Annotated in this window: 24 protein-coding genes; 8 read left to right on the top strand and 16 right to left on the bottom strand. The window is 66.0% G+C overall.

What is annotated here, in order from left to right; genetic code table 11:
- Positions 1–163: 163 nt before the first annotated feature.
- From AC56K1_RS15715 to AC56K1_RS15690, 6 genes are read right to left on the bottom strand one after another with little or no spacing between them, the layout of a single operon-like run.
- On the bottom strand, positions 164–361 hold the full coding sequence (locus AC56K1_RS15715; protein ID WP_497158729.1) for a YjfB family protein: 198 nt from the start codon (positions 359–361) through the stop codon (positions 164–166).
- A 1-nt stretch (position 362) separates the two neighbouring features.
- Positions 363–971, bottom strand: coding sequence for a molybdopterin-guanine dinucleotide biosynthesis protein B (mobB, locus tag AC56K1_RS15710; protein WP_497158728.1), 609 nt, complete (start codon positions 969–971; stop codon positions 363–365).
- On the bottom strand, positions 943–1653 hold the full coding sequence (locus AC56K1_RS15705) for a general secretion pathway protein GspB (protein ID WP_497158727.1): 711 nt from the start codon (positions 1651–1653) through the stop codon (positions 943–945). The genes mobB and AC56K1_RS15705 overlap by 29 nt, the downstream gene beginning before the upstream one ends.
- Positions 1654–1655: 2 nt before the next feature.
- Entirely contained in the window at positions 1656–3224 is a 1569-nt protein-coding gene (locus AC56K1_RS15700; RefSeq protein ID WP_497158726.1) for an AAA family ATPase, read from the bottom strand.
- 6 nt (positions 3225–3230) lie between these two features.
- Positions 3231–3701, bottom strand: a complete 471-nt coding sequence (locus AC56K1_RS15695) for a hypothetical protein (RefSeq protein WP_497158725.1) — start codon at positions 3699–3701, stop codon at positions 3231–3233.
- A 7-nt stretch (positions 3702–3708) separates the two neighbouring features.
- The gene (locus AC56K1_RS15690; protein ID WP_497158724.1) at positions 3709–3894 is read right to left on the bottom strand and encodes a hypothetical protein; all 186 of its coding nucleotides are present in this window, start codon (positions 3892–3894) and stop codon (positions 3709–3711) included.
- Between the two features lie 358 nt (positions 3895–4252).
- Between AC56K1_RS15690 and AC56K1_RS15685 the strand changes: the two genes are divergently transcribed.
- The 8 genes from AC56K1_RS15685 to AC56K1_RS15650 all read left to right on the top strand — a co-directional run bounded on the left by AC56K1_RS15685 (position 4253) and on the right by AC56K1_RS15650 (position 13805).
- Positions 4253–5599 carry a GIN domain-containing protein gene (locus tag AC56K1_RS15685; RefSeq protein ID WP_497158723.1) on the top strand — a complete coding sequence of 449 codons (1347 nt, stop codon included), beginning with the start codon at positions 4253–4255 and terminating at the stop codon, positions 5597–5599.
- 206 nt (positions 5600–5805) lie between these two features.
- The gene (locus AC56K1_RS15680; protein ID WP_497158722.1) at positions 5806–6684 is read left to right on the top strand and encodes a glucosamine kinase nucleotide-binding domain-containing protein; all 879 of its coding nucleotides are present in this window, start codon (positions 5806–5808) and stop codon (positions 6682–6684) included.
- A complete protein-coding gene (gene nagA / locus AC56K1_RS15675) occupies positions 6681–7766 on the top strand; it encodes an N-acetylglucosamine-6-phosphate deacetylase (RefSeq protein WP_497158721.1) in 1086 nt (361 codons plus the stop codon). Before AC56K1_RS15680 ends, nagA begins: the two co-directional genes overlap by 4 nt.
- 17 nt (positions 7767–7783) lie before the next feature.
- Entirely contained in the window at positions 7784–8794 is a 1011-nt protein-coding gene (locus AC56K1_RS15670) for an SIS domain-containing protein (protein ID WP_497158734.1), read from the top strand.
- A gap of 13 nt (positions 8795–8807) precedes the next feature.
- Positions 8808–10331, top strand: a complete 1524-nt coding sequence (nagZ, locus tag AC56K1_RS15665; RefSeq protein ID WP_497158720.1) for a beta-N-acetylhexosaminidase — start codon at positions 8808–8810, stop codon at positions 10329–10331.
- A 152-nt stretch (positions 10332–10483) separates the two neighbouring features.
- Positions 10484–11794 carry a hypothetical protein gene (locus AC56K1_RS15660; protein WP_497158719.1) on the top strand — a complete coding sequence of 437 codons (1311 nt, stop codon included), beginning with the start codon at positions 10484–10486 and terminating at the stop codon, positions 11792–11794.
- A 149-nt stretch (positions 11795–11943) separates the two neighbouring features.
- Positions 11944–13014 (top strand): flavodoxin family protein, encoded by a 1071-nt coding sequence (locus tag AC56K1_RS15655; protein ID WP_497158718.1) that lies wholly within the window; start codon positions 11944–11946, stop codon positions 13012–13014.
- Positions 13015–13064: 50 nt separating this feature from the next.
- A complete protein-coding gene (locus AC56K1_RS15650) occupies positions 13065–13805 on the top strand; it encodes a GntR family transcriptional regulator (RefSeq protein ID WP_497158717.1) in 741 nt (246 codons plus the stop codon).
- Between the two features lie 104 nt (positions 13806–13909).
- Here AC56K1_RS15650 and AC56K1_RS15645 read toward each other — a convergent pair whose 3' ends face one another.
- The 10 genes from AC56K1_RS15645 to rpsP all read right to left on the bottom strand — a co-directional run bounded on the left by AC56K1_RS15645 (position 13910) and on the right by rpsP (position 22823).
- A complete protein-coding gene (locus AC56K1_RS15645; RefSeq protein ID WP_497158716.1) occupies positions 13910–14701 on the bottom strand; it encodes an SDR family oxidoreductase in 792 nt (263 codons plus the stop codon).
- A gap of 95 nt (positions 14702–14796) precedes the next feature.
- On the bottom strand, positions 14797–17598 hold the full coding sequence (locus AC56K1_RS15640; protein WP_497158715.1) for a M16 family metallopeptidase: 2802 nt from the start codon (positions 17596–17598) through the stop codon (positions 14797–14799).
- A gap of 84 nt (positions 17599–17682) precedes the next feature.
- Complete coding sequence (locus tag AC56K1_RS15635; protein WP_497158714.1) at positions 17683–18132, bottom strand: CBS domain-containing protein; 450 nt, start codon at positions 18130–18132, stop codon at positions 17683–17685.
- Positions 18133–18294: 162 nt separating this feature from the next.
- On the bottom strand, positions 18295–18645 hold the full coding sequence (locus AC56K1_RS15630; RefSeq protein WP_497158713.1) for a DUF3579 domain-containing protein: 351 nt from the start codon (positions 18643–18645) through the stop codon (positions 18295–18297).
- Between the two features lie 103 nt (positions 18646–18748).
- Complete coding sequence (locus AC56K1_RS15625; RefSeq protein ID WP_497158712.1) at positions 18749–19708, bottom strand: CobD/CbiB family protein; 960 nt, start codon at positions 19706–19708, stop codon at positions 18749–18751.
- Positions 19709–19968: 260 nt separating this feature from the next.
- The gene (locus tag AC56K1_RS15620) at positions 19969–20637 is read right to left on the bottom strand and encodes a CoA pyrophosphatase (RefSeq protein ID WP_497158711.1); all 669 of its coding nucleotides are present in this window, start codon (positions 20635–20637) and stop codon (positions 19969–19971) included.
- Between the two features lie 69 nt (positions 20638–20706).
- Positions 20707–21093: a 50S ribosomal protein L19 gene (gene rplS / locus AC56K1_RS15615; protein ID WP_171086142.1), complete on the bottom strand. Its 387-nt coding sequence runs from the start codon at positions 21091–21093 to the stop codon at positions 20707–20709.
- Positions 21094–21212: 119 nt separating this feature from the next.
- Positions 21213–21974, bottom strand: coding sequence for a tRNA (guanosine(37)-N1)-methyltransferase TrmD (gene trmD / locus AC56K1_RS15610; protein ID WP_497158710.1), 762 nt, complete (start codon positions 21972–21974; stop codon positions 21213–21215).
- Positions 21975–22000: 26 nt separating this feature from the next.
- Positions 22001–22558 (bottom strand): ribosome maturation factor RimM, encoded by a 558-nt coding sequence (rimM, locus tag AC56K1_RS15605; RefSeq protein WP_497158709.1) that lies wholly within the window; start codon positions 22556–22558, stop codon positions 22001–22003.
- A gap of 16 nt (positions 22559–22574) precedes the next feature.
- Positions 22575–22823, bottom strand: a complete 249-nt coding sequence (gene rpsP, locus AC56K1_RS15600; RefSeq protein ID WP_036216003.1) for a 30S ribosomal protein S16 — start codon at positions 22821–22823, stop codon at positions 22575–22577.
- Between the last annotated feature and the right edge of the window lie 239 nt (positions 22824–23062).

Below are 23062 nucleotides of genomic sequence, written 5' to 3'. Positions count from 1 at the left end.
CCTCCCGTCATCAACACGAAAACTGCCCGAACGCGTCCAAAACAAGCTAGAACAGCGCCCTCGAAGCGGCCGGGGGCACTCTAGTGAAGAGGTATCGAATTATCTTGGACACCAGTGCGCGCAGGCGGGAACCCAATTTCAATGAGTCGACGAAAACTGAAACCTAAGCCGTCGTATCGATCTTATTCCCCAAATGCGCCGGCAATTTCGCCGACGGCACCTGCGGCAGCGCGTCCAGCAACTGGGTCGCGGTCGCTTCCTGGATCTGCTGCGCCTTCTTGAAGACAGCCAGGCTGACATCCTGGCGGGTGCCGGTTTCGGCGATGCTGGTGGACAGCTTGGCAATGCTCGACACATCCATATCAATCTCCCATTGAGGCATATCCACCGTTATCGGCGGTCCCGACAGGAACTTTAGGGCGATCGCGCATCCAGCCGGCCAACCACTCCAGCACTTGATCTGGATCATTCAAGTCGAGCCAGGCCTGTCCTTCCAGCTCCCTTGGTCGCGCCGCGTCCGACACCACGGCGACGATGTCGGGGTCGCCCGGGTAGAGCGCCGCCTTGCCCAGCAGCGGCCGGTACACCTCCAGCTTGGGAAAGCGCTCCCATTTATAGCCTTCGACCAGGGTCAGGTCCGCGGGCGCAAGCCGTGCCAGGTGCTCGGCCAGCGATGGTTCGGCCTCGCCACGCAGCTCGCGCAGGATGGCTATCCGGTAGGGCGACGCGATCATCACCTCGGCGGCGCCGGCCATGCGCAGGCGCGCGCTGTCTTTGCGCGGCGGCTCGAGCTCGATGTCGTGGTGGCTGTGCTTGACAATGTTCACGCGCAGCCCCCGCCCCGCCAACCGGCCTACCAGGTATTCCAGCAGGGAGGTCTTGCCGCTACCCGACCAGCCGACCACGCCCAGTACCGGGCCATGGCGGGGGGCCGCCCCGCCTTCAGTAAGCGACACGGTAGCGGTAGCCACGGAAATTCATGATGGCCGCTTTCGGCAGCAGGCGTTCGAGCACCAGCCCGGGCGCGACTTCCTCGCCTTCGCGGCGCAGCATCTTGTCGACCAGGAGCAGGCGCTCGGCCGGATTGGGCGAATAGATATAGCCGCCAAAGGCCACTTTCGGCACCTCACGCTGCACCGCTTCGGGCAGCGACTGCACTGGCCCGACGCTGTCGTCGGCGCTCGGCGGTGCGACGGGCAGCACGGCTGCACGCGGGGCTTCCTGCACCGGTTCGGCCGCTTCCACGCGGCGCGCCTCGGGCTCGGCTACCGGGGCGCCAGGCTCGGGTTTGACGCGGGCTGGCGCTTTCTTCGGCTTGGCAGCCGCGGGCTGCGCAACCGGTTCGGCCGGCACTGGAACCGGAGCCGGAGCCGGAGCCGGAGCCGGAGCCGGAACCGGAGCCGGTGCCGGCACGACGAGTGCGGGCGCCGGCACGCTGGCCACCTGCACCGGTGCGGCCGCCGGCGGCTGGCGCAGCAGCAAAACCGCCCCCGCCGCCACGACGAGGGCGCCGGCGCCCAGCCCGATCAGCAGCGGCTTCCGGTTGCTGGCTGGCGGCGGCGCATACGAGGGGCTGGGTGCGTGGATGGTGGGGGCGCTGCCGAGCTGGCGCTCCGCCTGTGCCTTCTTGAGGGCTTCGAGGATATAGGACATGACTAGTTTCCGGTGCGGGCCAGCAGGCGCGGCTCAGGCACGCCGGTGAGCTGGTTCAGGCGCATGTAGGTGCGCGGTCCGGCCACGCCGTCCGCCTTCAGGTTCTGCGCGGCCTGGAAGCGCCGCAGCCACTCGCGTGAATTGGCGTCCAGCGCGCCCCCGGCCTGCGGGGCCGGAGCCCGGTTCAGCTGCGCCAGGCGCGCCGCCAGCCAGTCGGCGTCCGGACCGCGGTCGCCCTGAAGCACCTGCTCGCGAAAGCCGCGCGGCATGCGCCAGAAGGTCGTGAACTCGCCGCCGAAACGGGAGACGAAGGTGGCCAGGTCGATGCGCTCGCGCCGCGCGCCGGCGCTCAGGGTCACGCTGTGCGCGTCCATCGCCGACAGCACGGCGTAGCCCGTACGCGGGCCCTCGTGCAGGGTGACGACCGCCGGGCGGTCGAGCAGGCGCAGTTCGTACAGGCCGCCGCGGCCCTCGTGACAGCGCAGGTTCTGGCGCAGCGCGGCCTCGCAGGGATTGCCGGCTGCCAGCGGCTGGCCCCACAGCGCCGCCAGTTCGCGCAGCGCGTTCTGTTCGTCGGCCTGCACCGGCGGCACGGCCGCAATCACCGGCCTGGCCGGCTGCGCCGCGACGACAGGCGCCGCCTTGCGCGCGGGCATGGCCTGCCAGGCGGCGGCACTCAGCGCCACCGCCGCCAGCACCCCGCCGGCCACCAGCGGCAGGCGCAGGCGGCGCGGGCCAGGTTCGCCGGCAAACACTTCGCTAGCCGCCTTTTCCAGGATGGGGCGGGTCACCTGCGGGCTGTTCTCGACATAGGCGCCGAGCAGCGCACGGTCGCACAGCAGGTTGATACGGCGCGGTACGCCATGGGTCAGCGCGTAGATGGCGGGCGTGAGCGCGGGCGGAAACGGCTGGCCGACGGCGCCAGCCACCGCCAGCCGGTGCGCGACATAGGCGCCCGTCTCCGGCACCGACAGCGGCCCCAGGTGGTAGCGCGCGATCACGCGCTGGGCCAACTGCTCCAGCTCGGCCCTAGCCAGCATCGTGCGCAGCTCGGGCTGGCCGATCAGGATGATCTGCAACAGCTTGCGCTCGCTGGTTTCCAGGTTGGTCAGCAGGCGCAGCTGTTCCAGCACTTCGGCCGACAAATTCTGGGCCTCGTCGATCACCAGCACGTTATTCAGGCCCTGGGCGTGGGAGTCGAGCAGGTAGCGGTTGATCGCATCGACATAGCCTTTCAGGCCGCGCGTCGCCACGCCCGGCGGCGTGCCGGCGGGAGGAAGCTCGATGCGGAACTCGTCGCAGACGCTCAGGAGCAGTTCCTCGACGCTCAGGCGCGGGTTGAAGATGTAGGCAAGCCGGCAGTTCCCGGGGATCTGCTCGATGAAGGACCGGCACACCGTGGTCTTGCCGGCGCCGATTTCGCCGGTGAGCAGCACGAAGCCGCCGCCGCTGCCGATCCCATACAGCAGGTGGGCCAGCGCCTCGCGATGGCGCTCGCTCATGAACAGGTAGCGCGGGTCGGGCGCTATCGAAAACGGCGCGCCCTTCAGCTGGAAATAGTGGTTGTACATGCGTGACTAGCGAACCGGCGGCGATTTGAACTTCGCGCAGTATATTTTGCTTTTGTCATTCATGTAAGCGATCGTGCTGCCCGGGTTCGATACGCGCAAGGGAAAGGGCGTGGTATCCGACGGCTTGAAGACGATGCCATAGGCTGCCCGGATACCCTGCTCCAGCTCTTCCGGGGTACTGTCCGTGATTGCCGCGATGAAGACCAGCGCGCTGCTGTCGTCGCTGACCATGACTTCCTTCACCTCCGCGCCCCACAAGGTGGCTTCGGTCTTGAACCAGTAGGCCCCGCCCTCGCGCTTGTAGGCGGGGCCGAAGGCCGTGGTGAGGTAGTCGTGGAAATAGCGGTTGTCGAGGTGGCTGCGGCACAGCAGCGCATTGCCGATGGCCGGCCCGAAGGTCGAGGGCATGGCCTGCGCCGACCCGCAGGAGCAGGCAAGCAGGAACGAAGCGGCAAGCGCCCGGCGCCGGATGGTCATGAAGGAATCAGAGCTTGGACAGCCAGGCGCGGTTGGCCGCGATCCTGGCCTTGACCGAAGCAGGCAGGGCTTCGAAGCAGCCAGGATGCTGCTTGAGCGCATGCTCGCGCACTTCCTTCTGCATGCCATTGACGATGAAGACGTAGACGGCCGCCCCCTCGCCGTTCGTGCGGGTGCCCATATAGCGGATCACTGGAATTCTCCTTGCATGGCCCCATTATGACATCGCCCGGCCCGCTCCCGCCACCCGGCAGCGCCATGGCCGCTCATGGCGCGCTGCTGGGGATCGCGCGCTAGGCGTCGCTGTTGCGGTCGAGCCACGTTTTGACCGGCGCCCGGTTGTCATGCCGCGAGGGATGAAGGACAAATGGGTGCGGCGACTATAGCACCAGTGTTGCTGCCGAAACACCGGAAAACCACAAAAACGAACCGCTCCATCCGCCAAATCTGCGGCCCAGGTGCCGTTTTTGCGCGTTCGTCGTTTTACCCGGGCGGCCTGGGAAAGCTTGTCATATCGTTCAGGCTCCGTTGCTTCCCCAGATGACTAGAACATGACAACCGTCCTCAAGCCCGCCCTCCTCGCCGCCGCCATCGCCGCCGGCTTCCTCGCCACCAGCCAGCCCAGCCACGCCGAAGCACCGCGCGCCGAGATCGTGGCCCAGCAGCGCAACGTCGCCGCCTTCAGCGCCATCGAACTGTCCGGCCCCTTCGACGTCGTCGTGCGCGCCCAGGGCCGCCAGGCGGTCGAGGTCTCGGGCGAGCGCAAGCGGCTCGGCGAGGTCGAGACCTTCGTGCGCGGCGACACCCTGGTGGTGCGCCCCGTCCAGCGCAATGGCTTTCACTTCAGCTGGGGCAAGCGCGAAACGCCCACCATCAGCATCACCGCCGCGCAGCTGAAAAGCCTGAAAATGTCGGGCAGCGGCGACGTCGAGCTGTCCCAGCTGTCCGGCGAGCGTTTCGCCGTCAACGTGGACGGCCCGGGCGACCTGCAGGCGACCGGCGCGGTGCGCGAGCTGGCGGTGCGCGCCAGCGGCAGCGGCGACGTCGATCTGCACCGCGTGAAGGCGGCGAACGTCGAGGTGAATCAGTCGGGGCCGGGCGACGTGCACCTGGGCGGCGTCGGCAACGCGCTGGTCGCCAGCCTCACCGGCTCGGGCGACCTGGAAGCCGGAGACCTGCGCCTGGCGCGCCTGAATGCGCGCATGAGCGGTCCAGGCAGCATGAAACTGTCGGGCAGCGTGCGCGAACTGCGCGCCGAGGTCGAAGGCTCGGGCGACTTCGACGCCTGCTCGCTGGCAGCCGAGGCGGCGTCCACCATCCAGCGCGGCCCGGGCAGCGCCTGCGTCTCCGGCAACATCAAGCGCTTCGATGCGGAAGTGAGCGGCTCGGGCGGGCTGCAGGCCAGCGGGTTGCAGGCCGCCAGCGCCATCGTGCGCCTTGGCGGCCCCGGCGACGCTTCGCTCAGTGGCACCATCGGCGAGCTCACCGCCGAAGTCACCGGCTCGGGCGACCTCGATGGGGGCGATCTCAAGGTCAAGCGCGCGACCGTCAAGGCGCGTGGCCCCGGCGGCATCGAGCTGGCGCATGTATCGGATACCTTGGATGCGGAACTGCGCGGCTCGGGTGGACTCGAGGCGAACATCGACGGCCAGCGTTTGCTGCTCAAGATGAGCGGACCGGGCACTGCCCGTGTCGAGGGCAAGGTGGAGCTGGTCAAGGCGCAGCTGAGCGGATCGGGTGGACTGGAAGGACGGGGCTTGACGGCCGGGCGGGCGGAGATCGCGGTGACCGGTGCGGGAAACGCGGCGGTGAATGTGGTCGGGCGCCGCGCGCGCCGTGAGGATGATGGCCAGTTGCTGGTGGTGGATCGCAGTGGCAGCCGTCACGTGCCGCAGTAATCTCTCCACTGACCGCATTTTCGCTGCTCGACAATACCAATTGCCGTACCACTAAAAACATTTGCATAATCAACCGCTTATGCAAATTTTCTCTGCATTTTCGGCCCACCCTGCACACGATATTTGCATACCACTTAAATACCTGTTGACAGCACCGACCCGCCTGCCTATAGTGCGCTGACCTTCCCGGCAGAACACTACCAATCATGATCGACTATCTCATCGGCGTCGACGGCGGCGGCACCGGCACGCGCGTGCGTCTGGCGCGCCCTGATGGCACCGAACTGGCGCAGGCAAGCGGCGGCCCGTCCGCCCTCTCGCGCGGCATCGACAATGCCTGGACCACCATCGACGGCGTCGTGGAGCAGGCCTTCGCCACCCTCGGCATCCCTACCGTCCCCATCAACTCCTGCGCCATCGGCCTGGGCCTGGCCGGCGTGCACAACAAGGAATGGGCAGCGCAATTTGTCGCCGCCAATCCCGGCTACGCCGCGCTGGCGCTCGACACCGACGGCTTCACGACGCTCATGGGCGCCCACGGCGGCCAGCCCGGCGCGATCGTCGCGATCGGCACCGGCAGCGTCGGCGAAGCCATGCTGCAGGACGGGACCAAGGTCGAAGTCGGCGGCTGGGGCTTCCCGGCCGGTGACGAAGCCAGCGGCGCCTGGATGGGACTGCGCGCGCTGAACCACATCGAGCAGGTGCTGGATGGCCGTGTCGAAGGCCGCGCCTTTGCGCGCGAAGTCATTGAATTTTGCGGCGGCTCGCGCGACGCCGTGCAGGTCTGGCTCGGCAAGGCCAACCAGACCGCCTATGCCGGCCTGGCGCGCTTCGTGGTGGCGCATGGCGACACCGATCCGGTGGCACGCAGCATCCTCGAACACGCCGGCCAGGAAGTGGCCAGCATCGCCGCGGCACTCGACCGCACGGGCAGCTTGCCGCTGGCCCTGTGCGGCGGCCTGGGCGAGGTCCTGCGCGCCTGGCTGCCGCCGGCCACCCTCGCGCGTTGCGTCCCGGCCCAGGGCGATTCCGCCGCCGGCGGGCTGCGCATGATCATGCGGCACCTGAAGGGAGCGCACCAATGAAAGGCAATATCCTCACCCCCGGCGGCTGGATCCACGGCGAGCTGCGCCATGGCGCCCGCATCGAGAGCATCGACGGCATTGACGCCGATCCGTCGGCGAATGGCGACGACTACATCCTGCCCGGCTTCATCGACGTGCACGTGCACGGCGGCGGTGGCCGCGACATGATGGAAGGCGGCGACGCGCCGCACGTCATCGCCGCCATGCATGCGAAGCATGGCACCACCGCCCTGCTGGCCACGACCATGACCGCGCCGGTGGAAGACATCGAGCACGCCCTGGGCGCCATCGGCGCCGCCTGCAAGGCCCGCGGCAAGAACGAAGCGCGCATTCTCGGCGTGCACCTGGAAGGCCCCTACATCAACGCGGGCAAGCTGGGCGCCCAGCCGCCCTTCGCGCGCGAAGCGAGCCTGGATGAAGTCAATCGCTTCGGCGAACAGGCGCCAATGCGCCTGATCACGGTGGCGCCCGAGATCGACGGCCACATGGCGCTGCTGCGCGCGATGGCCGATGCCGGCATCCGGGTGCAGATCGGCCATACCAATGGCTCCTACGAGATTGGCGTGCAGGCGCTCGAACATGGCGCGGTCGGCTTCACCCACCTGTTCAACGCCATGCCCGGCCTGCACCACCGCGACCCGGGCATGGTCGGGGCGGCGCTGGCGCATGCGGAATACGCCGAGATCATTCCGGATTTGCTGCACGTGCATCCGGGCGCGATCAAGACCGCGCTGCGCTGCATCCCGAAGCTGTTTTGCGTGACCGATTCCACCGCGGCTGCCGGCATGCCGGACGGCGAATACATGCTGGGCCGCCAGGTGGTCCACAAGTGCATGGGTGGCGTGCGCCTGCTTGATGGGACCCTCGCCGGCAGCACCCTGACGATGGACCAGGCGCTGCGCAACCTGGTCAAGATCGGGCTGCCTTTGGCTGAAGCCAGCAAGCGCGTGTCCACCAACGCCGCCGACTACCTGGGCGAAACCCAGCGCGGGCGCCTGGCGCCGGGCTGCCATGCCGATTTCGTGGTGCTCGACCGCGAGCTGAATATCAAAGCCGTTTATATCGAAGGAGAAGCATTGTGACCCCGACCACCTCGCTCATGTACCAGGAAGCCCTGTCCGCAGGCGACTGCATCGCCCAGCAACTGGCGCAGGATGCCGAGCGCTACACGGAACTGGGCCGCAGCCTGCGCGCCACGAATTTCCACAGCGTGGTGACCGTCGCGCGCGGCAGTTCCGATCACGCCTCGAGCTACCTGGCCTACCTGATCATGGCGCGCATGGGTCGCCTGGTCACCTCGCTGCCGATGTCGCTGGTCACCTTGTACAAGTCGCCCCTGGTCACGCGCGACACCCTGGCCGTGTCGATCTCGCAGTCGGGCCAGAGCCCGGACGTGGTCGAGCCGATCCAGTATTTCCGCGCCGGTGGCGCAACGACCGTGGCGCTGGTGAACGACGACACCTCGCCGCTGGCACAAGCCGCGGAATGGACCATGCCGCTGCACGCTGGTAAAGAGCAGAGCGTGGCGGCGACCAAGAGCTTCATCGCCAGCATGGTTGCCGGCGCCCGCCTGGTCGCCGAATGGCAGGACGACGCAGAACTGCGCGCCGGCATTGCCGCCCTGCCCGACTCGTTGCGGGCGGCGAGCCAGGTCGACTGGTCCGCCGCCATCGAGGTGCTGGCCCCGGCCCGCAACATCATGGTGGTCGGCCGCGGCATCAGCTTCCCGGTAGCGCTGGAGTCGGCCCTGAAGTTCAAGGAAACCTCGGCGCTGCAGGCAGAGGCTTTCTCGGGCGCCGAGATCAAGCACGGCCCGATGGCCCTGATCGAGGAAGGCTATCCGCTCCTGATCTTCGCCACCCGCGGCCCGGCGCAGGCCGGCCTGGTGGCGCTGGCCGAGGAAATGCGCGGACGCGGCGCCCGTGTGCTGCTGGCAGCACCGGAGGACATCACCAGTCGCGACCTGCTGCTGCCCACCGCCGCCATCCCCGACCTCGACCCGATCGTCGCAATCCAGGCCTTCTACATGATGGCCGCGAACCTGTCGAAAGCGCGCGGCCTCGACCCGGACCGCCCGCGCCACCTGAGCAAAGTCACCAAGACGAACTGACGCAAGAGAGCCCATGAGCGACTACCTCGACCTGGCCGGCCAGCTGATGATGGTGCGGCTGTTCGGCACCGAACTCGATGCCGAGACCGATGCCTTCCTGCGCCGGCACAAGATCCGCGGCGCCTGCCTGTTCCGCCAGAACATGACGCACGCCGCCCAGCTGGCGCGCTTTACCGGCGCCCTGCGCGACGCGATGGGACCGGAAGCGCTGGTCGCGCTCGACCAGGAAGGCGGCGCCGTGGTGCGCTCGACCTGGGTGCCGGCCCCACCGAGCGCGATGGCGCTGGGCGCGGCGAATGACCCGGTGCTGGCGCGCGAGGTCGGCGCGGCAGTGGCGCGCGCGGTGCGCGCGCTAGGCTTCAACTGGAATTTCGCGCCGGTGCTCGACCTGAACAACAACCCGGACAACCCGGTCATCGCCGAGCGCTCCTTCGGCGCCGACCCGGAGACCGCGACCCGTATCGCCCTGGCCTGGATGGAAGGCAGCGAAAGCGAAGGCGTGGCTTGCTGCGTCAAGCACTTCCCCGGCCACGGCGACACCCACGTCGATTCGCACCGCGACCTGCCGCTAGTGGATAAATCCCTGGCGGAGCTGGAGCGCTTCGAGTTCGCGCCTTTCCGCATCGCCGCGCCCAAGGCCCAGGCGGTGATGACCGCCCACATTGTCTACCCCGCGCTCGATCCGGACTTCCCGGCCACGATGTCGCGCCCCATCCTCACCGGCATCCTGCGCGAGCGCTTCGGGTTCCAGGGCGTGATCATCACCGACGGCATGGACATGCACGCCATCGCCCACCGCTACGGCGCCGGCCAGGCCGCCGTGAACGCGCTGGTGGCAGGCGCCGACATGGTGATGGCGATCGGCTCGCGCGAGACGCAGCTGGAAACCGTGCAGGCGATTGCCGCGGCGATCCGCGACGGCGTGCTGCCGCTGCCGGAAGTGGAAGCACGCCTGGCGCGCTTGTCAAGCCTGGCCGCAAGCTTCCCCGCAGGTCCCGTCAGCGGAGAAAATGCGTACCTCACCGACATCGACGACCGCGCCCTGATGACCAGGGCCTGGCGCGCGGGCCTCACCACCCTCGGCCTGCCCCAGCGCCCCGCACGCGGCAGCAAGATACGGCTGGTGGCGCGCGCCGACGTGGTCAGCGACGGCGTGTCGGAATCAGGCGTGCCGGCGGCCAGCGTCGCCGCAGCCCTTGGCCGCCTTTACGACGTCGAGCTGGTGACCTTTGCGGATGCGGAGACCTTCGACTGGAGCGCCTTGCCGCAGGACGGCCGCTTCACGATCCTGGCCTCGACCTCGCGCCGCCGCTACGGCCCGCAGGCCCGCGCGAGCTGGCGCCCCGACCTGCATCTTGCGCTGTGGAACCCCTACCAGGCGCTGGACTTCGCCGCCCCTGCCCTGCTGACTTATGGCTTTGCGGCGCCCGCCGTGGATGCGGCCGTGGCCTGGCTGGCTAGCGAGCTTGAGGCGGCTGGCCGCTGCCCGGTGCCGGGCTTCGAGCCTGCCCCTGCGCAAGACGGTAACGCTATGTAACCGCACGGGCGCCGATGCGCGCCCTGCGGCACAATTGCCGAGCCTGAGAATGGCGCTTTATGGGACAATGCACCCTTTGCCGAGATTGGCATTTTCGCCATGTTGGCGTACATGCATTTCTCATCATTATCGACTTGATTGAAGGATACTCCATGGCCCAATTCCGTCTTGCCCGCCTCTGCCTGATGCTCGCCGCAATCGGCGTCTCCGCCCCGGCGTTGGTAACCAGTGCCCACGCGCAGCAAAAGACCGATGCGCCTGCCGCCGCGGCAGCCCCGGCGAAGGACACCGTCCGTCCGGAAATCTTCAAGCTGCTCGATCCGGCCGCCATCAAGCCCCTGATGGACGCCAAGAACCACACCGAAGTGCAGAGCCGCATCACCCAGGCCGAAGCCTTCCCGAACCAGACCCCGTACGAGCAGTACGTCGTCAACCGCATGAAGCTGTCGCTGGGTTCGACCACCAACAACAACGCCATGGCGATGCCGGCGCTGGAAGCCGTGATCAATTCGGGCCGCCTGAGCGCGACCGAGAAGACCGACTTCATGCAGGCCCTGGCCAACATGCACTACAACGCCAAGGATTACCCGAAGGCGATCGAGTGGTTCAACCGCTACGAAAAAGAAAGCCCGACGCCTGAGAAAGTGCGTGCCGCGAAGATCCGCGCCCAGTACCTCGGCGGCGACTTTGCCGCTGCCAAGACCGCGCTGCTGCCGATGATCAACGACATGGAAAAGGCCGGCCAGAAGCCGACCGAAGAAGACCTGCGCCTGTTGTCGTCGGCCGCCATCAAGGTGAAAGACGATGCCGCCTACCTGGTCGGCCTCGAGAAACTGGCGCGCTATTATCCGAACGACGACTTCTGGACCGATCTGCTCAACCGCGGCGTCGCACGCCAGAAGGGCTTCGACGCCACGACCAACATGATCAACGTCTATCGCCTGGAGTTCGCTGCCGTGAAGCAGATGGCGCCGGAAGAATACGTCGACCTGGCCGAGCTGTCGCTGCGCGACGGTTTCCCGACCGAAGCCAAGAAAGTCATGGAAGCCGGTTACGCGGCCGGCGTGCTGGGCAAGGGCGCCAACGCCAAGACCCATGCCGCGCTGCGCGACAAGGCCAACAAGGGCGCAGCCGACGACGCGCGCAACATCGCCAGCGGCGAAGCGGGCGCGTCCAAGGCCAAGACCGGCGCCGGCCTGGTCAACCTGGGCTGGGCCTATGCCACGATGGACCAGGCCGACAAGGGCATCGGTTTCATCCAGCAGGGCATCGCCAAGGGCGGCCTGAAGAACCTTGAGGAAGCCAAGCTGCGCCTGGGCATGGCACAGGTTCGCGCCGGCAAGAAAGCCGAAGCGATCCAGACCTTCGAAGGCATCAAGGGCGGCGCCGGCGCCGGCGACCTCGCCAGGTACTGGGTCATGCTGCTGAGCCAGCAAGGTGGCGCGGCGACTGCGGCCAAGTAAGCTTTCCGCATTACCTTGGGGTGGGCGGGCAATCCCGGGCGACGCCCGGAATTGTCCCGCCCACCCCGTTTTCGTTAACGCTATGTGCGCGCGCGAACATCCCGCCTGTCCCGCCCGGTCGATAATACCGACAAATTGACGGAGGCGGCATGACGACGGTACGCAAGGGGCAAGCGCCCCCCAAACTCGGGCGCAACGAATTCCACCTGCGCTTTCGCCAGTCTTTCCACGACCCGGCCTTCGACAAACTCGCGAACGAACTCGAAGCGATCGAGCAGGTCGCCTGGGAAGCCTACGACGAGGGCCGCAAGGCGCCGCGCACGGTGAAGGCCGGGCCGGGCTTTGCCGATCCAGACTACGACCTGTCGATCGAATGGAAGGAAACGCGCGACCGCCTGCTCGCCGCCGAGCAGCACCAGAAAGACCCGGCTTCGCGCAGCCGGGTATTGATCATCAACGGCTCGGCGCGCAACGACGGTACCTGTCCCGGCGAAGTGTCCAAGACCTGGCGCATGGCCCAGCTTGCGCGCGAGGTGCTCATGCTTGATGGCTTCGAGGCCGACCTGCTCGACCTGAGCCTGCTCAATTCCGACTACGACCGCCACATCCACCCCTGCAAGGGCTGCGTGTCCACCGCCATGCCGCTATGCCACTGGCCGTGCAGCTGCTACCCGAACCACGCCGAGCGCCAGGTCAACGACTGGATGAACGAAATCTACGAGCGCTGGGTGCTGGCGCACGGCGTCATCATCGTCACCCCGGTCTACTGGTACCAGACGCCCGCCGTACTCAAGCTGATGATCGACCGCCTGGTCTGCGCCGACGGCGGCAATCCCGACCCGACCTCCACTCACGGCAAGAAGGCCGAGCAGGCCAAGGAGATCGAGCTGGCCGGCTGGGACTACCCCAAGCACCTCGCCGGCCGCGCCTACGGCATGATGGTGCATGGCGACGTGGCCGGGATCGAAGGCACCCGCCGTTCGCTGGCCGACTGGCTGTCGTGGATGGGCCTCATTGATGCCGGCAGCTTCGCCCAGCTCGACCGCTACATCGGCTATTACGAGTCGTATGCGGAAAGCCACGACACGTTTGACCGCGACACGGCGGTGCAGGAAGAAATGCGCAACGTGGCACGCGCGGTTGGCGCGGCGGTGACGGAAATCCGCGCCGGCCGGGTGGCCGTGGTCGAGCATTCCTTGACGAACCCACGGCCCAAATAAGCCCGGATGCGGTGGTATGATGCGGCCGATCTGAACCCCATATGGCCCGCATGTACGACCTCGCCGCACTGATGCAATCCGCCGCCGGCGGCGGCAAGCTTCCCCTTTACCAGCAGCTGCAGCAGGCGCTGCGCCGGGCCATCGACGAGGGCCTGTTCGGAGCCGCCTCGGCGCTGCCGGCGGAGCGCCAGTTGGCCGAAGAATTGGGGATCTCGCGCATTACCGTGCGCAAGGCGATCGATGCGCTGGTCGAGGAAGGCCTGCTGGTGCGGCGCGCCGGCGCCGGCAATTTCATCAACACCCGCATCGAAAAGAACTTCGCCCGGCTGAGCTCATTTTCCGAAGACATGCGCGCGCGCGGGCGGGTGCCGCGCAACCATTGGCTCAAGCGCTCGGAAGGCCTGGTCACGCCCGAAGAGGCCCTGCGCCTGCGGCTCTCGCCCGGCACCCCGGTCTACCGCTTCCACCGCATCCGCTACGCCGACGACATGCCGATGTGCCTGGAATACGCCACCATCGCGGCCTTCGCCCTGGGCTCGCTCGACGCGGTCGACGATTCGATGTACGAGGCCCTGGCGGCGACCGGCAACCGCCCGGTGCGGGCGCTGCAGCGGCTGTCGGCGCTGCTGCTCAATGCGGAACAGGCGGGGCTGCTGCAGACCCGCGAGGGCGATGCGGGACTGTGCGTGGAGCGGCTGGGGTTTGCCCGGGATGGGCGCGCGGTGGAGTTGTGCCGGTCGTACTTCAGGGGGGATATGTATGATTTTGTGGCGGAGTTGAATGCGGGGTAGAGGCATTCAATGAACGCTGCACATAGGCCGCGTCAAACCATTGCCGCCACGGGTGAATGGCAGCGTTGTGGTGTGCAGCCGAACGGTGTTGCAGCCGTATCGCCTCAAACCGCCGTAAACCCGCCATCCACCACCAGCTCGTGCCCGTTCACGTACGACGCGCCTTCGGAACACAGCCACAGCGCCGCATTCGCAATCTCCGCCGTCTCGGCAAAGCGCCCCATCGGGTGCGCCGCCTTGAGCTTCTTTTCGCTGGCCGGATCGCGCTCGACGGCGCGCGCCAGCATCGGCGTCTTGACCGCCGCCGGGCACAGGGAATTGATGCGAATCCCGGATTTCGCGTATTCCGCGGCCGCGCTCTTGGTCAGCCCCACCACCGCATGCTTGCTGGCCGCGTAGACCGCGCGGTTCGGGGCGCCCACCAGGCCGGAGACCGATGCCACGTTGACGATCGTGCCGCCGCCCTGCTTGAGCATCTGGCGCAGCTGGTACTTCATGCACAGCCAGACGCCCTTGACGTTGGCGCCCATGATGCGGTCGAACTGGTCTTCCTCGCCTTCGGCAAGCGGCGCGCCCTCTTCGTCCAAGGCGGCGTTGTTGACCGCGATGTCGAGGCGCCCGTAACGGGCGACGGCCTTCTCGACCAGCGCCTCGACCTCGCCCGCGCGGGTGATGTCCCCGCGCACGAACAGGGCCTTGCCGCCGGATTCGACGATCATGGCGGCGGTGGCGTGGCCGCCGTCGATGGCGGTGTCGGCGACGACGACGTGGGCGCCGGCGCGGCCGAAGGCCAGTGCGGTGGCACGGCCGATACCGCTGGCGGCGCCCGTGACGAGTGCGACTTTACCGGCGAACGGAAGAGTGTCCGCCGGCTGCGCTTTGGATATGCCTTTCATGATGCTCCTGATGCCTTGCAACTCATGCTTCTCAAAGGAAACATTTTAACGCAGCATCAGGGCGCTGTCACAATTGAACGCCCGCAGTGTTGCTTCTAGGGCGTAGCTTTGGCTGGGACCTCGGCTTTGCTGCCGGCTTTGCTCTGGTCGCCCGCCATCACCACCGTCAACTTGGCCGGGTCGATCGCCTTGCGGAAGGCCGCGTTCAGCTGCGCCAGCGTGACCGCCGCCAGCTTGCGGTCGAGCGCCGCCGACCATTCGAAGGTGCGGCCGCGGTACAGGTAGCTGGTCCAGCCCGACGCCACCACGCCGTCGTTGGTGCGGTTCTGCAGGCGCTGCTGCATCAGGCCCGACTTGGCGTCAAGCAGTTCGGCTGCCGTGAAGCCGTCCTTCACGGCGCGCACCAGCTCCGCGCGTACCGCCCCATCGAGCTTGCGCAGGTTCTGCGGCGCGGCGATCGCGCTGATCATGAAGGCGCCGGCGCGGTCGAAGTCGCCCGCCGACAGGTCCGAGCCGCCGCCGTAGGACAGGCCGTCCTTCTGGCGGATGCGGTCCATCAGGCGCGACTTCAGGCCGCCCTCCCCGAAGATGTAATTGGCCAGCATCAGCGCCGGATAGTCAGGGTCTTCCAGGTTCAGGTTGAGGTTCATGCGCGCGATGTAGAAGCCGTTTTCCTTGTCCGGTGTATCGAGCATTTTCGTAGCGGCCGCTATCTCCGCGTGCTTGCCCAGGATCGGCGCCACGTTGGCCGGCGCGGTCCATTTGCCGAACAGCGCATCGACCAGCGGCACGACCTCTTTCGGGTCGAAGTCGCCGACGATCGCCAGCTCGGCCGGGCTGCTGTTGTGGAACTCGCGGTGGTGCTTGGGCAGGTCTTCCAGGCGCACGGCCTGGATGTCCGCGATGTCTTCTTCCAGCGTGTTGGCATGGCGGATGTCGCCCCGCGGGTACTGCTCGAAGTGCACGCCCAGCGCGCGCGCGGCCACGCTCTGCGGCTCGGCGCGGCCCGCTTCCAGGCCGACCAGCATCTGCTTGCGCAGCTGCTCGAATTCCGCTGCCGGGAAGGCCGGCTCTTTCAGCACGTGCGCCGCCAGCTTGATCGCCTCGGCCAGGTTTTCGCGCGTGGTCTGGAAGTGATTCGGGCCGCCCGTCATCTTGAGCTTCTCAAAAGCGTCGGCCAGCTCGGCGCGGCTGTACTTCGTGGTGCCCCGCATCAGCATGGACGAGGTCAGGCCGGCGATGGCGCTCTTGCCGAACAAATTCTTCTCGTCGCCGAAATGCTGGCGCAGGCTCACCGTCACTGTCTCGCCGCGGTTCTTCTTCGGCAGCAGGGCCAGCTTCACCCCGCCCGCGGTCATCAAGGTGGTGCGCTTCATGATGTTGGCCTGGCTCGGGTCGAAGTCTTCCGACACCAGGCTGCTCGCTGCCGGCTTGAAATCCTTCATCACCGTTTCCACGCTCGGTGCGGCCGGCACCAGGGCGCGCTGCGGCGCGTCTTCCGGCACGAAGCTGCCGATGATGCGGTTGCTGCGCATGAAGTAACGGCCGCTGCTCGCAGCGACTTCCTCGGCCTTGACCGCCTTGAGGCGTTCGCGGCTCAGGAAGTACAGGCGCCAGTCGCCCAGCGCGATCACCTCGGACAGCGCCACCCCGACCGCCTGCGGGTCGTTCAGGCTGCGTTCGATGGTGTTCAGGTAGGAGCGCCGCACGCGCTCCATCTCGTCGGCCGTCGGCGGCTGCTTGGCCAGGCCCTCGACGGCCTCGACCAGCGCGTCACGCACCGGCTCGACCGGATCGCCCTTCTTGACCACGGCGCCGAAGAACTGCAGGCCCGGCGCATAGCCGGTCTGGCCGAAGCTGAACACCTGGCTGGCCTTGCCCGACTCCACCAGCAGCTTGTGCAGGCGGCCGTTGGGCGCGTCGCCCAGCACTTCGGAGGCAAAGCCCAACCCTTCCGCATCGTCGTGCAGGTCGGACGGGATCTTGTAGCCGACCGCGACGATCTGCACGTCCCCCTGGCGCCGCACCGCGAAGCTGCGCTCGCCGTCCTGGGTCGGCTCCACGGTCCAGAACTGCGGCAGCGCGCGCTTCGGCTTGGGGATGGCGCCGAACAGGCGGTGGATGGTCGCCAGCGTGGCATTCGCGTCGAACTTGCCGGCCACCAGCAGGGTCGCATTGTCGGGCTGGTAGTAAGTGCGGTAGAAGGCCTGCAGGTTACCGATCTTGACGTTCTCGATGTCGCTGCGGTTGCCGATGGTCGAGCGGCCGTAACTGTGCCAGTCGTAGGCGACGCTTTGCATGCGCTTGAACAGCACATTGCCGGGCGAGTTCTCGCCGCTTTCGAACTCGTTGCGCACCACGGTCATCTCGGAGGCCAGGTCTTTCTGCGCCACCGGCGAATGCACCATGCGGTCCGCTTCCATCTGCAGCGCCCAGTCCAGATTGTCCTGTGACGCCTGGAAGACCTCGTAGTAATTGGTGCGATCGAGCGAGGTGGTGCCGTTGAACTCCATGCCGCGGCGCGAGAACTGGCTGGTAATGTCCGGGTTCTTTTTCGTGCCCTTGAACAGCAGGTGCTCGAGCAGGTGGGCCATGCCGGTTTCGCCGTAGTTCTCGTGGCGCGAGCCGACCAGATAGGTCATGTTGACGGTCACGGTCGGGCGCGAGGTATCCGGGAACAGCAGGACCTTCAGGCCATTGGCGAGGCGGTATTCGGTGATGCCCTCGACCGAGGGCCCTAGCGTGACGCCCTTCGGCAGCGGCGCCGCCCTGGGCGAGGATGCAGGCTTGGCCTGCGGCGCACTCCAGGCGGCGCCTGCCACGAGGCACAGGAGGCTGCCGGCCACGGCCCGGGCCGCCAGGCCGCGTTTGACGTACATCAGATTGATCGAGTTCATGGTGTCCTGTCATGTTGGCAGGACAATGCCGTCCCGCATGTTTTGAACATGCAGGATGGTAGCAGACCGGGTCGATGAAAAACGCTACTGCCGGGCCCTGCGTTCGTGGGCTTGTTGATATGGGCTGATACGGGACAATTCTCCCATCTCTTCGGCCAGGAATTCCAGCAGGTCGTCGGCGCTGACGATGCCCGACAGGGCCCCGGCGGCGTCGATCACGGGCACGCGCCGGATGCCGCGCAGGCGCATGTGCTCGATGGTCTCGTAGACGTCGTCGGTTTCGCGGGCGGTCAACAGGTCGTCGGCCATGATGTCGCCGACCAGCAGGCTGGTCGGATCGAGCCCGGGCGCGATGACGGATACCACGATATCGCGGTCGGTCAGGATACCGACCGGGATGCTGGCGCCGTCGACCTGGTCGACCACGATCACGTCACCCACATGGTAGCGGCGCATCATCAATGCCGCGCCCTGCACGGTTTCATCGCGGGCGCACCAGGTAGCCTGGTTGGTGCAGATTTGGCCGATGTGCATGATGGTTCTCCCCTGCTTTGCGCTGGTGGGATCAGGGTTTCGGGTCTGCGCCCAAACGCGAACCCTTGACGCTTCCTTCTCCTCCACACTCGCAAACCAAAACTGGCACTATGACTTTCATCATAGCGCCAGTTCCGGAATCTGGAAGGCGAATCGGCCGATCTATGCGCCCGGCTTCTTTTCGCCCGGCGGCGGCACGAAGCAGGCATCTGCTACCTGCAAGTCATTGTCCTTGGCGAAATTTAGCACAAAGTGATAGGCCAGCGGCTCGACCTTCTGCAGCTCGCGGCTGACGACCACGGCCTTGGTGCCGTTGACGACCGTCGGGTGAACCCAGGGGGAAAATTGGAGGTGGGCGTTGGGACCGGCCTTGCCAGGCGCGAAGCACGACATGACCCCGCACAGGCGCTCGGCCCAGTCGCTGGGACGAAATTGCCTGCCGTTGCTCGTGATGCCCAGGATAAAAAACTCGTCTTTGAGTTCTTTATCCGCGGTCTGCGGTAACTCGGCCATAGTGCTGCTTGCTGAAACAAGAATACTGCGTGGATGAGAACAACTTCAGCGCAGTATTATATCTTATAGAAGACTCACGGACGAGGCAGTGAGCACTTATGGATCAGCCGAGCCACACCACGCTCGACAGCAGGAGCAGCAGGATCATCCACAGGATCAGCGCCCGCCACACCAGCCCGACCGTGCTCTGCATCGAGCGCAGGTTCGGTTCCTCGCCGGGCAGCATATCCGATTCGCTGTCGCCGAGGTCCACGATTGCCGCATCCAGCGGCAGCAGCTGCGGCGCATTCTCGTTCGGCGTGCCAAGGCGCACGCCCATCGCGCCCCCGCCTGCCGCCAGGATGATGCCGCGCGATTCGTCGGCCCAGCGGCCGGCGAAGTTGCGCCAGGCATAGATCGCGTCCTCGAAATTGCCGACCACGGCAAAGGCCACCGCCGTCAGGCGCACCGGCATCCAGTCGATCCAGTAGAAGGCCCGGGCGGCGAACTGGCCGAAGGCCTCGTTGCGCATGTGGTCGGGTTCGTTCCAGGCGCGCGCCAGGTATTCCGACACCCGGTACATCACGGCGCCGGCCGGTCCGAGCGGCATCAGGAACCAGAAGAATACGCCGAATACGTTGCGGTGGGTGGTCACGAGGGCCTTTTCGACGGCCACCCGGGTGATCTCGGTGCTGTCCATGCCGACGGTGTCCGTGCGCGTCCACTCCGCCAGCAACTGGCGCGCGGTGGCTTCGTCGCCCGTGTTCAGGGCCAGCTGGATCGAGGTGAAATAATGGCTGTAGTGGCGGAAACCGAGCGTCAGGTAGACGATCAGGACATTCCAGGCAAAGGCCAGCAGCACCAGGTTGTAGTACATGAAGACCCAGTACACCAGCCAGGTCGGCAGCATCAGCGCCAGCATCATCAGGATCCAGCCCATGCGGCCATTTTTCCGCTCGCCCGCATTGAACCAGCCCTCGATGCGCATCGCGAAACCCTTGATGCCACCGTAGACCTGGTTATCGGCGCGCAGCGGCTTGAGCTGCTCGATGATCAGCGCGACGAGGATGGAGAAAAATGTCATTCAGGAATCCTTTTTTGTTCTGGCAATACTGTGCTGCCGCTACGATAGCGGAGAAGTGGGCCGGAATCAAATTCGGGGGTGGAATAAAGCTTCAGTCGCAGAGGTGGGCTGGCGGGCTTTTGTAGGGCGGGCGGCTTGTGATCCGGTCCACTGGACCAGATCACCCCGCACGTTCACGTTACCTCAATGACGACGCACCGTGGTTCGATGACATTCGTTGAATGCGCGGGCGGGAGGACCCGTCCGCCCTACGAAAAACCTTACGCCCTGAGGAAATGAAACAAATTCCTCAACATCGCCGCCGTCGCCCCCCAAATGAAATACTCCTCATACGGCATCGCATAGAACGTACGCCTGCCCGCCCCTTCCGGCAACTCGACCGAGCGTCGTTCGTGGTGGGCGCCGGCCATCAGGAAGCTCAGCGGCACCTCGAAGATCTCGGCCACCTCGCCCGGATCGGCATTGAGTTCAAACGGCGGCGTCACCAGCGCCACGACAGGCGTGACCCGGTAGGCGCTGATCGTGACGTGGTCCGGCAGTACGCCAACGATCTCGACGTGGCGGCGGTGCAGGCCGATTTCTTCTTCGGTTTCGCGCAGCGCGGTCTCGATCGGGGACGAATCGAGCTCTTCGGCGCGGCCGCCGGGAAAGCTGACCTGGCCGGCGTGGCTCGACAAATGGTCGGTGCGCTTGGTCAGCAGCACCGTGAGGCCGCCGGGACGATCGACCAGGGCCACCAGCACGGCGGCGCGGCGCAGGCGCACCAGTGGCGCCATCAGCGCTTCATCGGACGGCTCCGGATCCCAGGGCAGCGTGCGGGCAAAGCGCGCGCGCACGGCGTGCGCGCTCAACTGCGCCGGCTGGAGCGCGGCTTCGCCGGCCAGGCCATCGACGCGCAACGCCATGGGATCGAACAGGGGCTTGCTCAAATCACACTCCTCGGGCTTACAACGAAAAAAGGCATCCTTGCGGATGCCTTTTCCTGAACACGGACGCTATTACTCTGCTGCTGGTGCAGCTTTGACTTTGCGCTGTGGCAGCTTTTCTTTGATACGTGCCGACTTGCCCGAACGCTCGCGCAGGTAGTACAGCTTCGCACGACGGACGTCACCACGACGCTTCACTTCGATCGAAGCGATCAGCGGCGAATACAGCTGGAACGTACGCTCGACGCCTTCGCCCGACGAGATCTTGCGAACGATGAAGTTCGAGTTCAGGCCGCGGTTACGACGCGAAATGACGACGCCTTCGTATGCCTGGGCGCGCTTGCGGTTGCCTTCGACGACGTTGACGCTGACGACGACGGTGTCGCCTGGTGCGAAGTCAGGGATGCTGCGGCCGAGGCGCGCGATCTCTTCTTGCTCGAGTTGCTGAATCAGATTCATTTTTATGACTCCAGAAACCATCTTGCTGGCGCTGAGCGATACAAGCGCGGTGCCCAGTAGAGGATGGGGTTGAACAGGCAGGCAACATGCCCACCGTTACATGCACACAAGGTACATTCTTACTCGGCAGATTCTTTCAAACCTGCCAGAAACTTTTCATCGAGCTTGGTCAAGAGGCCGGCGTCGCGCGCCTTGCCTATCAATTCCGGGCGTTTCTCCACGGTCGCCTCCAGCATGCGCTGGCGGCGCCACTTGGTGATTTCTGCGTGGTTGCCGCCCATCAGGACCGGCGGCACCGGTTCGCCATCGTAGACTTCCGGGCGCGTGTAATGCGGCGAATCGAGCAGGCCGTTGACGAAACTGTCTTCGACTGCCGAGGCATCGTCGCCCAGTACGCCAGGCAATTGCCGCACCACTGCATCCATCAGCGCCATCGCCGGCAGTTCGCCGCCCGACAGCACGAAGTCGCCCAACGAAATCTCTTCGTCGACGCAGCGATCCAGCAAGCGCTGGTCCACTCCTTCGTAGCGTCCGCACAGCACGACCAGTCCCGGCTCGTCCTTCAGCGCCATCACGCGCTCATGCGTCAGCGGTTTGCCCTGCGGCGACATGAACACCACGCGCGGCGCCGGCAAGCCGAGTTCGACATGGCGCGCCTTCGCGGCGGCGATCGCGGCTTCGAGCGGTTTGGCCAGCATCACCATCCCGGGGCCGCCGCCGTAGGGGCGGTCATCCACAGTGCGGTGGCGGTCCTGGGTGAAATCGCGTGGATTCCAGAGCGTCAGGGCCCAGCGCTGCTGCTCGATGCCGCGCCGGGTCACACCCGACTGCGTCAATGCGGCAAACATTTCTGGAAACAAGCTCACGACGTCAAATTGCATCGGGACCTCGCTTCGCATGGGACGGGTCAATAATCCAGACCCCAGTCCACGATAATCAGTTTCGCGCCCAAGTCGACGGTCTTGACGAACTGGTCCACAAACGGCACGAGGCGCTCGGACGCTTTCGCATCGGGCGCTTCAGGATTCACGACAGGCGCAATGCGAAGAATCGATTGCGCGCCATTGTGCATCATGTCGGTGACCTTGCCGAGGGCTTCGCCTTCGAGGTTGACCACATCCAGGCCGATCAGGTCGGACCAGTAATACTCGTCGTCTTCGAGCTGCGGGAATTCTTTACGCGATACCAACACCGCCGCACCCTTGAGTGCTTCGGCATCGTTGCGGTCGCGCAAGCCGACCAGGGTGACGACCACGTCGCCACCATGCATCTTCGCGTTCCGCGGCTTCACGGAATGCAGTGCCGGCTTGTCAATCCACCAGGTCTTGATATTCAGCAGCGCGTCTGCGTCAGTGGAGAACGGGGTAACGCGAAGTCCACCCACGATTCCAAACGCACCGGACACATAGCCAACCTGCACCAGGTCGTCGGGGGCTTCCACCCCGGATGCTGCCGAATCGATCAAACCGGTAAAACCTTACTTAGGCTGCAGGCTGCTGGTTTGCGACCAGGCGAGCAACGGTTGGCGACAGTTGTGCGCCGACACCTTGCCAGTGAGCCAGGCGGTCAGCTGCAATACGCAGGCCGACTTCAGCGCCCGATGCCATCGGGTTGTAGAAACCGATGCGCTCGATGAAACGGCCATCGCGACGGTTACGCGAATCGGTTGCAACGATGTTGTAGAACGGGCGCTTTTTTGCGCCGCCACGAGCCAAACGGATAACGACCATAATAATTCCAAAAAGTTGTACTGGACGGAGAAAGCCGACGATTATAGCGCGCATCTCCGCACAGCGGCAAGCGTTAATGACAACCCGGCGCGCAACCCCGGCGAATTGAGCATTATCGCTGATTTTGCGCCACAAGACTACCAGTGACCGCCCTTCCCTGGGATTGCCCCGCCTCCGGCTCGTCCAGCACGTAGAAGCTGTCCTTGGCAAAACGGTTCATGAACAGGCTCAGGAAAGCC

The sequence above is a fragment of the Telluria sp. ZB4P37 genome (genome assembly GCF_059685855.1).
Note: the sequence above shows the minus strand (reverse complement) of the source record. Positions and strands in the feature narration are given on the sequence as shown.

What these genes read in the sequence shown, in the direction of transcription:
- rpsP (WP_036216003.1), bottom strand. Translation starts at nt 22,823, where the DNA reads ATGGTCGTTATCCGTTTGGCTCGTGGCGGCGCAAAAAAGCGCCCGTTC.
- AC56K1_RS15635 (WP_497158714.1), bottom strand. Translation starts at nt 18,132, where the DNA reads ATGCACATCGGCCAAATCTGCACCAACCAGGCTACCTGGTGCGCCCGC.
- AC56K1_RS15660 (WP_497158719.1), top strand. Translation starts at nt 10,484, where the DNA reads ATGGCCCAATTCCGTCTTGCCCGCCTCTGCCTGATGCTCGCCGCAATC.
- AC56K1_RS15695 (WP_497158725.1), bottom strand. Translation starts at nt 3,701, where the DNA reads ATGACCATCCGGCGCCGGGCGCTTGCCGCTTCGTTCCTGCTTGCCTGC.
- AC56K1_RS15705 (WP_497158727.1), bottom strand. Translation starts at nt 1,653, where the DNA reads ATGTCCTATATCCTCGAAGCCCTCAAGAAGGCACAGGCGGAGCGCCAG.
- AC56K1_RS15625 (WP_497158712.1), bottom strand. Translation starts at nt 19,708, where the DNA reads ATGACATTTTTCTCCATCCTCGTCGCGCTGATCATCGAGCAGCTCAAG.
- AC56K1_RS15715 (WP_497158729.1), bottom strand. Translation starts at nt 361, where the DNA reads ATGGATGTGTCGAGCATTGCCAAGCTGTCCACCAGCATCGCCGAAACC.
- rplS (WP_171086142.1), bottom strand. Translation starts at nt 21,093, where the DNA reads ATGAATCTGATTCAGCAACTCGAGCAAGAAGAGATCGCGCGCCTCGGC.
- AC56K1_RS15640 (WP_497158715.1), bottom strand. Translation starts at nt 17,598, where the DNA reads ATGAACTCGATCAATCTGATGTACGTCAAACGCGGCCTGGCGGCCCGG.
- trmD (WP_497158710.1), bottom strand. Translation starts at nt 21,974, where the DNA reads ATGCAATTTGACGTCGTGAGCTTGTTTCCAGAAATGTTTGCCGCATTG.
- nagA (WP_497158721.1), top strand. Translation starts at nt 6,681, where the DNA reads ATGAAAGGCAATATCCTCACCCCCGGCGGCTGGATCCACGGCGAGCTG.
- AC56K1_RS15700 (WP_497158726.1), bottom strand. Translation starts at nt 3,224, where the DNA reads ATGTACAACCACTATTTCCAGCTGAAGGGCGCGCCGTTTTCGATAGCG.
- AC56K1_RS15680 (WP_497158722.1), top strand. Translation starts at nt 5,806, where the DNA reads ATGATCGACTATCTCATCGGCGTCGACGGCGGCGGCACCGGCACGCGC.
- AC56K1_RS15650 (WP_497158717.1), top strand. Translation starts at nt 13,065, where the DNA reads ATGTACGACCTCGCCGCACTGATGCAATCCGCCGCCGGCGGCGGCAAG.
- AC56K1_RS15630 (WP_497158713.1), bottom strand. Translation starts at nt 18,645, where the DNA reads ATGGCCGAGTTACCGCAGACCGCGGATAAAGAACTCAAAGACGAGTTT.
- AC56K1_RS15685 (WP_497158723.1), top strand. Translation starts at nt 4,253, where the DNA reads ATGACAACCGTCCTCAAGCCCGCCCTCCTCGCCGCCGCCATCGCCGCC.
- nagZ (WP_497158720.1), top strand. Translation starts at nt 8,808, where the DNA reads ATGAGCGACTACCTCGACCTGGCCGGCCAGCTGATGATGGTGCGGCTG.
- AC56K1_RS15645 (WP_497158716.1), bottom strand. Translation starts at nt 14,701, where the DNA reads ATGAAAGGCATATCCAAAGCGCAGCCGGCGGACACTCTTCCGTTCGCC.
- AC56K1_RS15670 (WP_497158734.1), top strand. Translation starts at nt 7,784, where the DNA reads ATGTACCAGGAAGCCCTGTCCGCAGGCGACTGCATCGCCCAGCAACTG.
- AC56K1_RS15655 (WP_497158718.1), top strand. Translation starts at nt 11,944, where the DNA reads ATGACGACGGTACGCAAGGGGCAAGCGCCCCCCAAACTCGGGCGCAAC.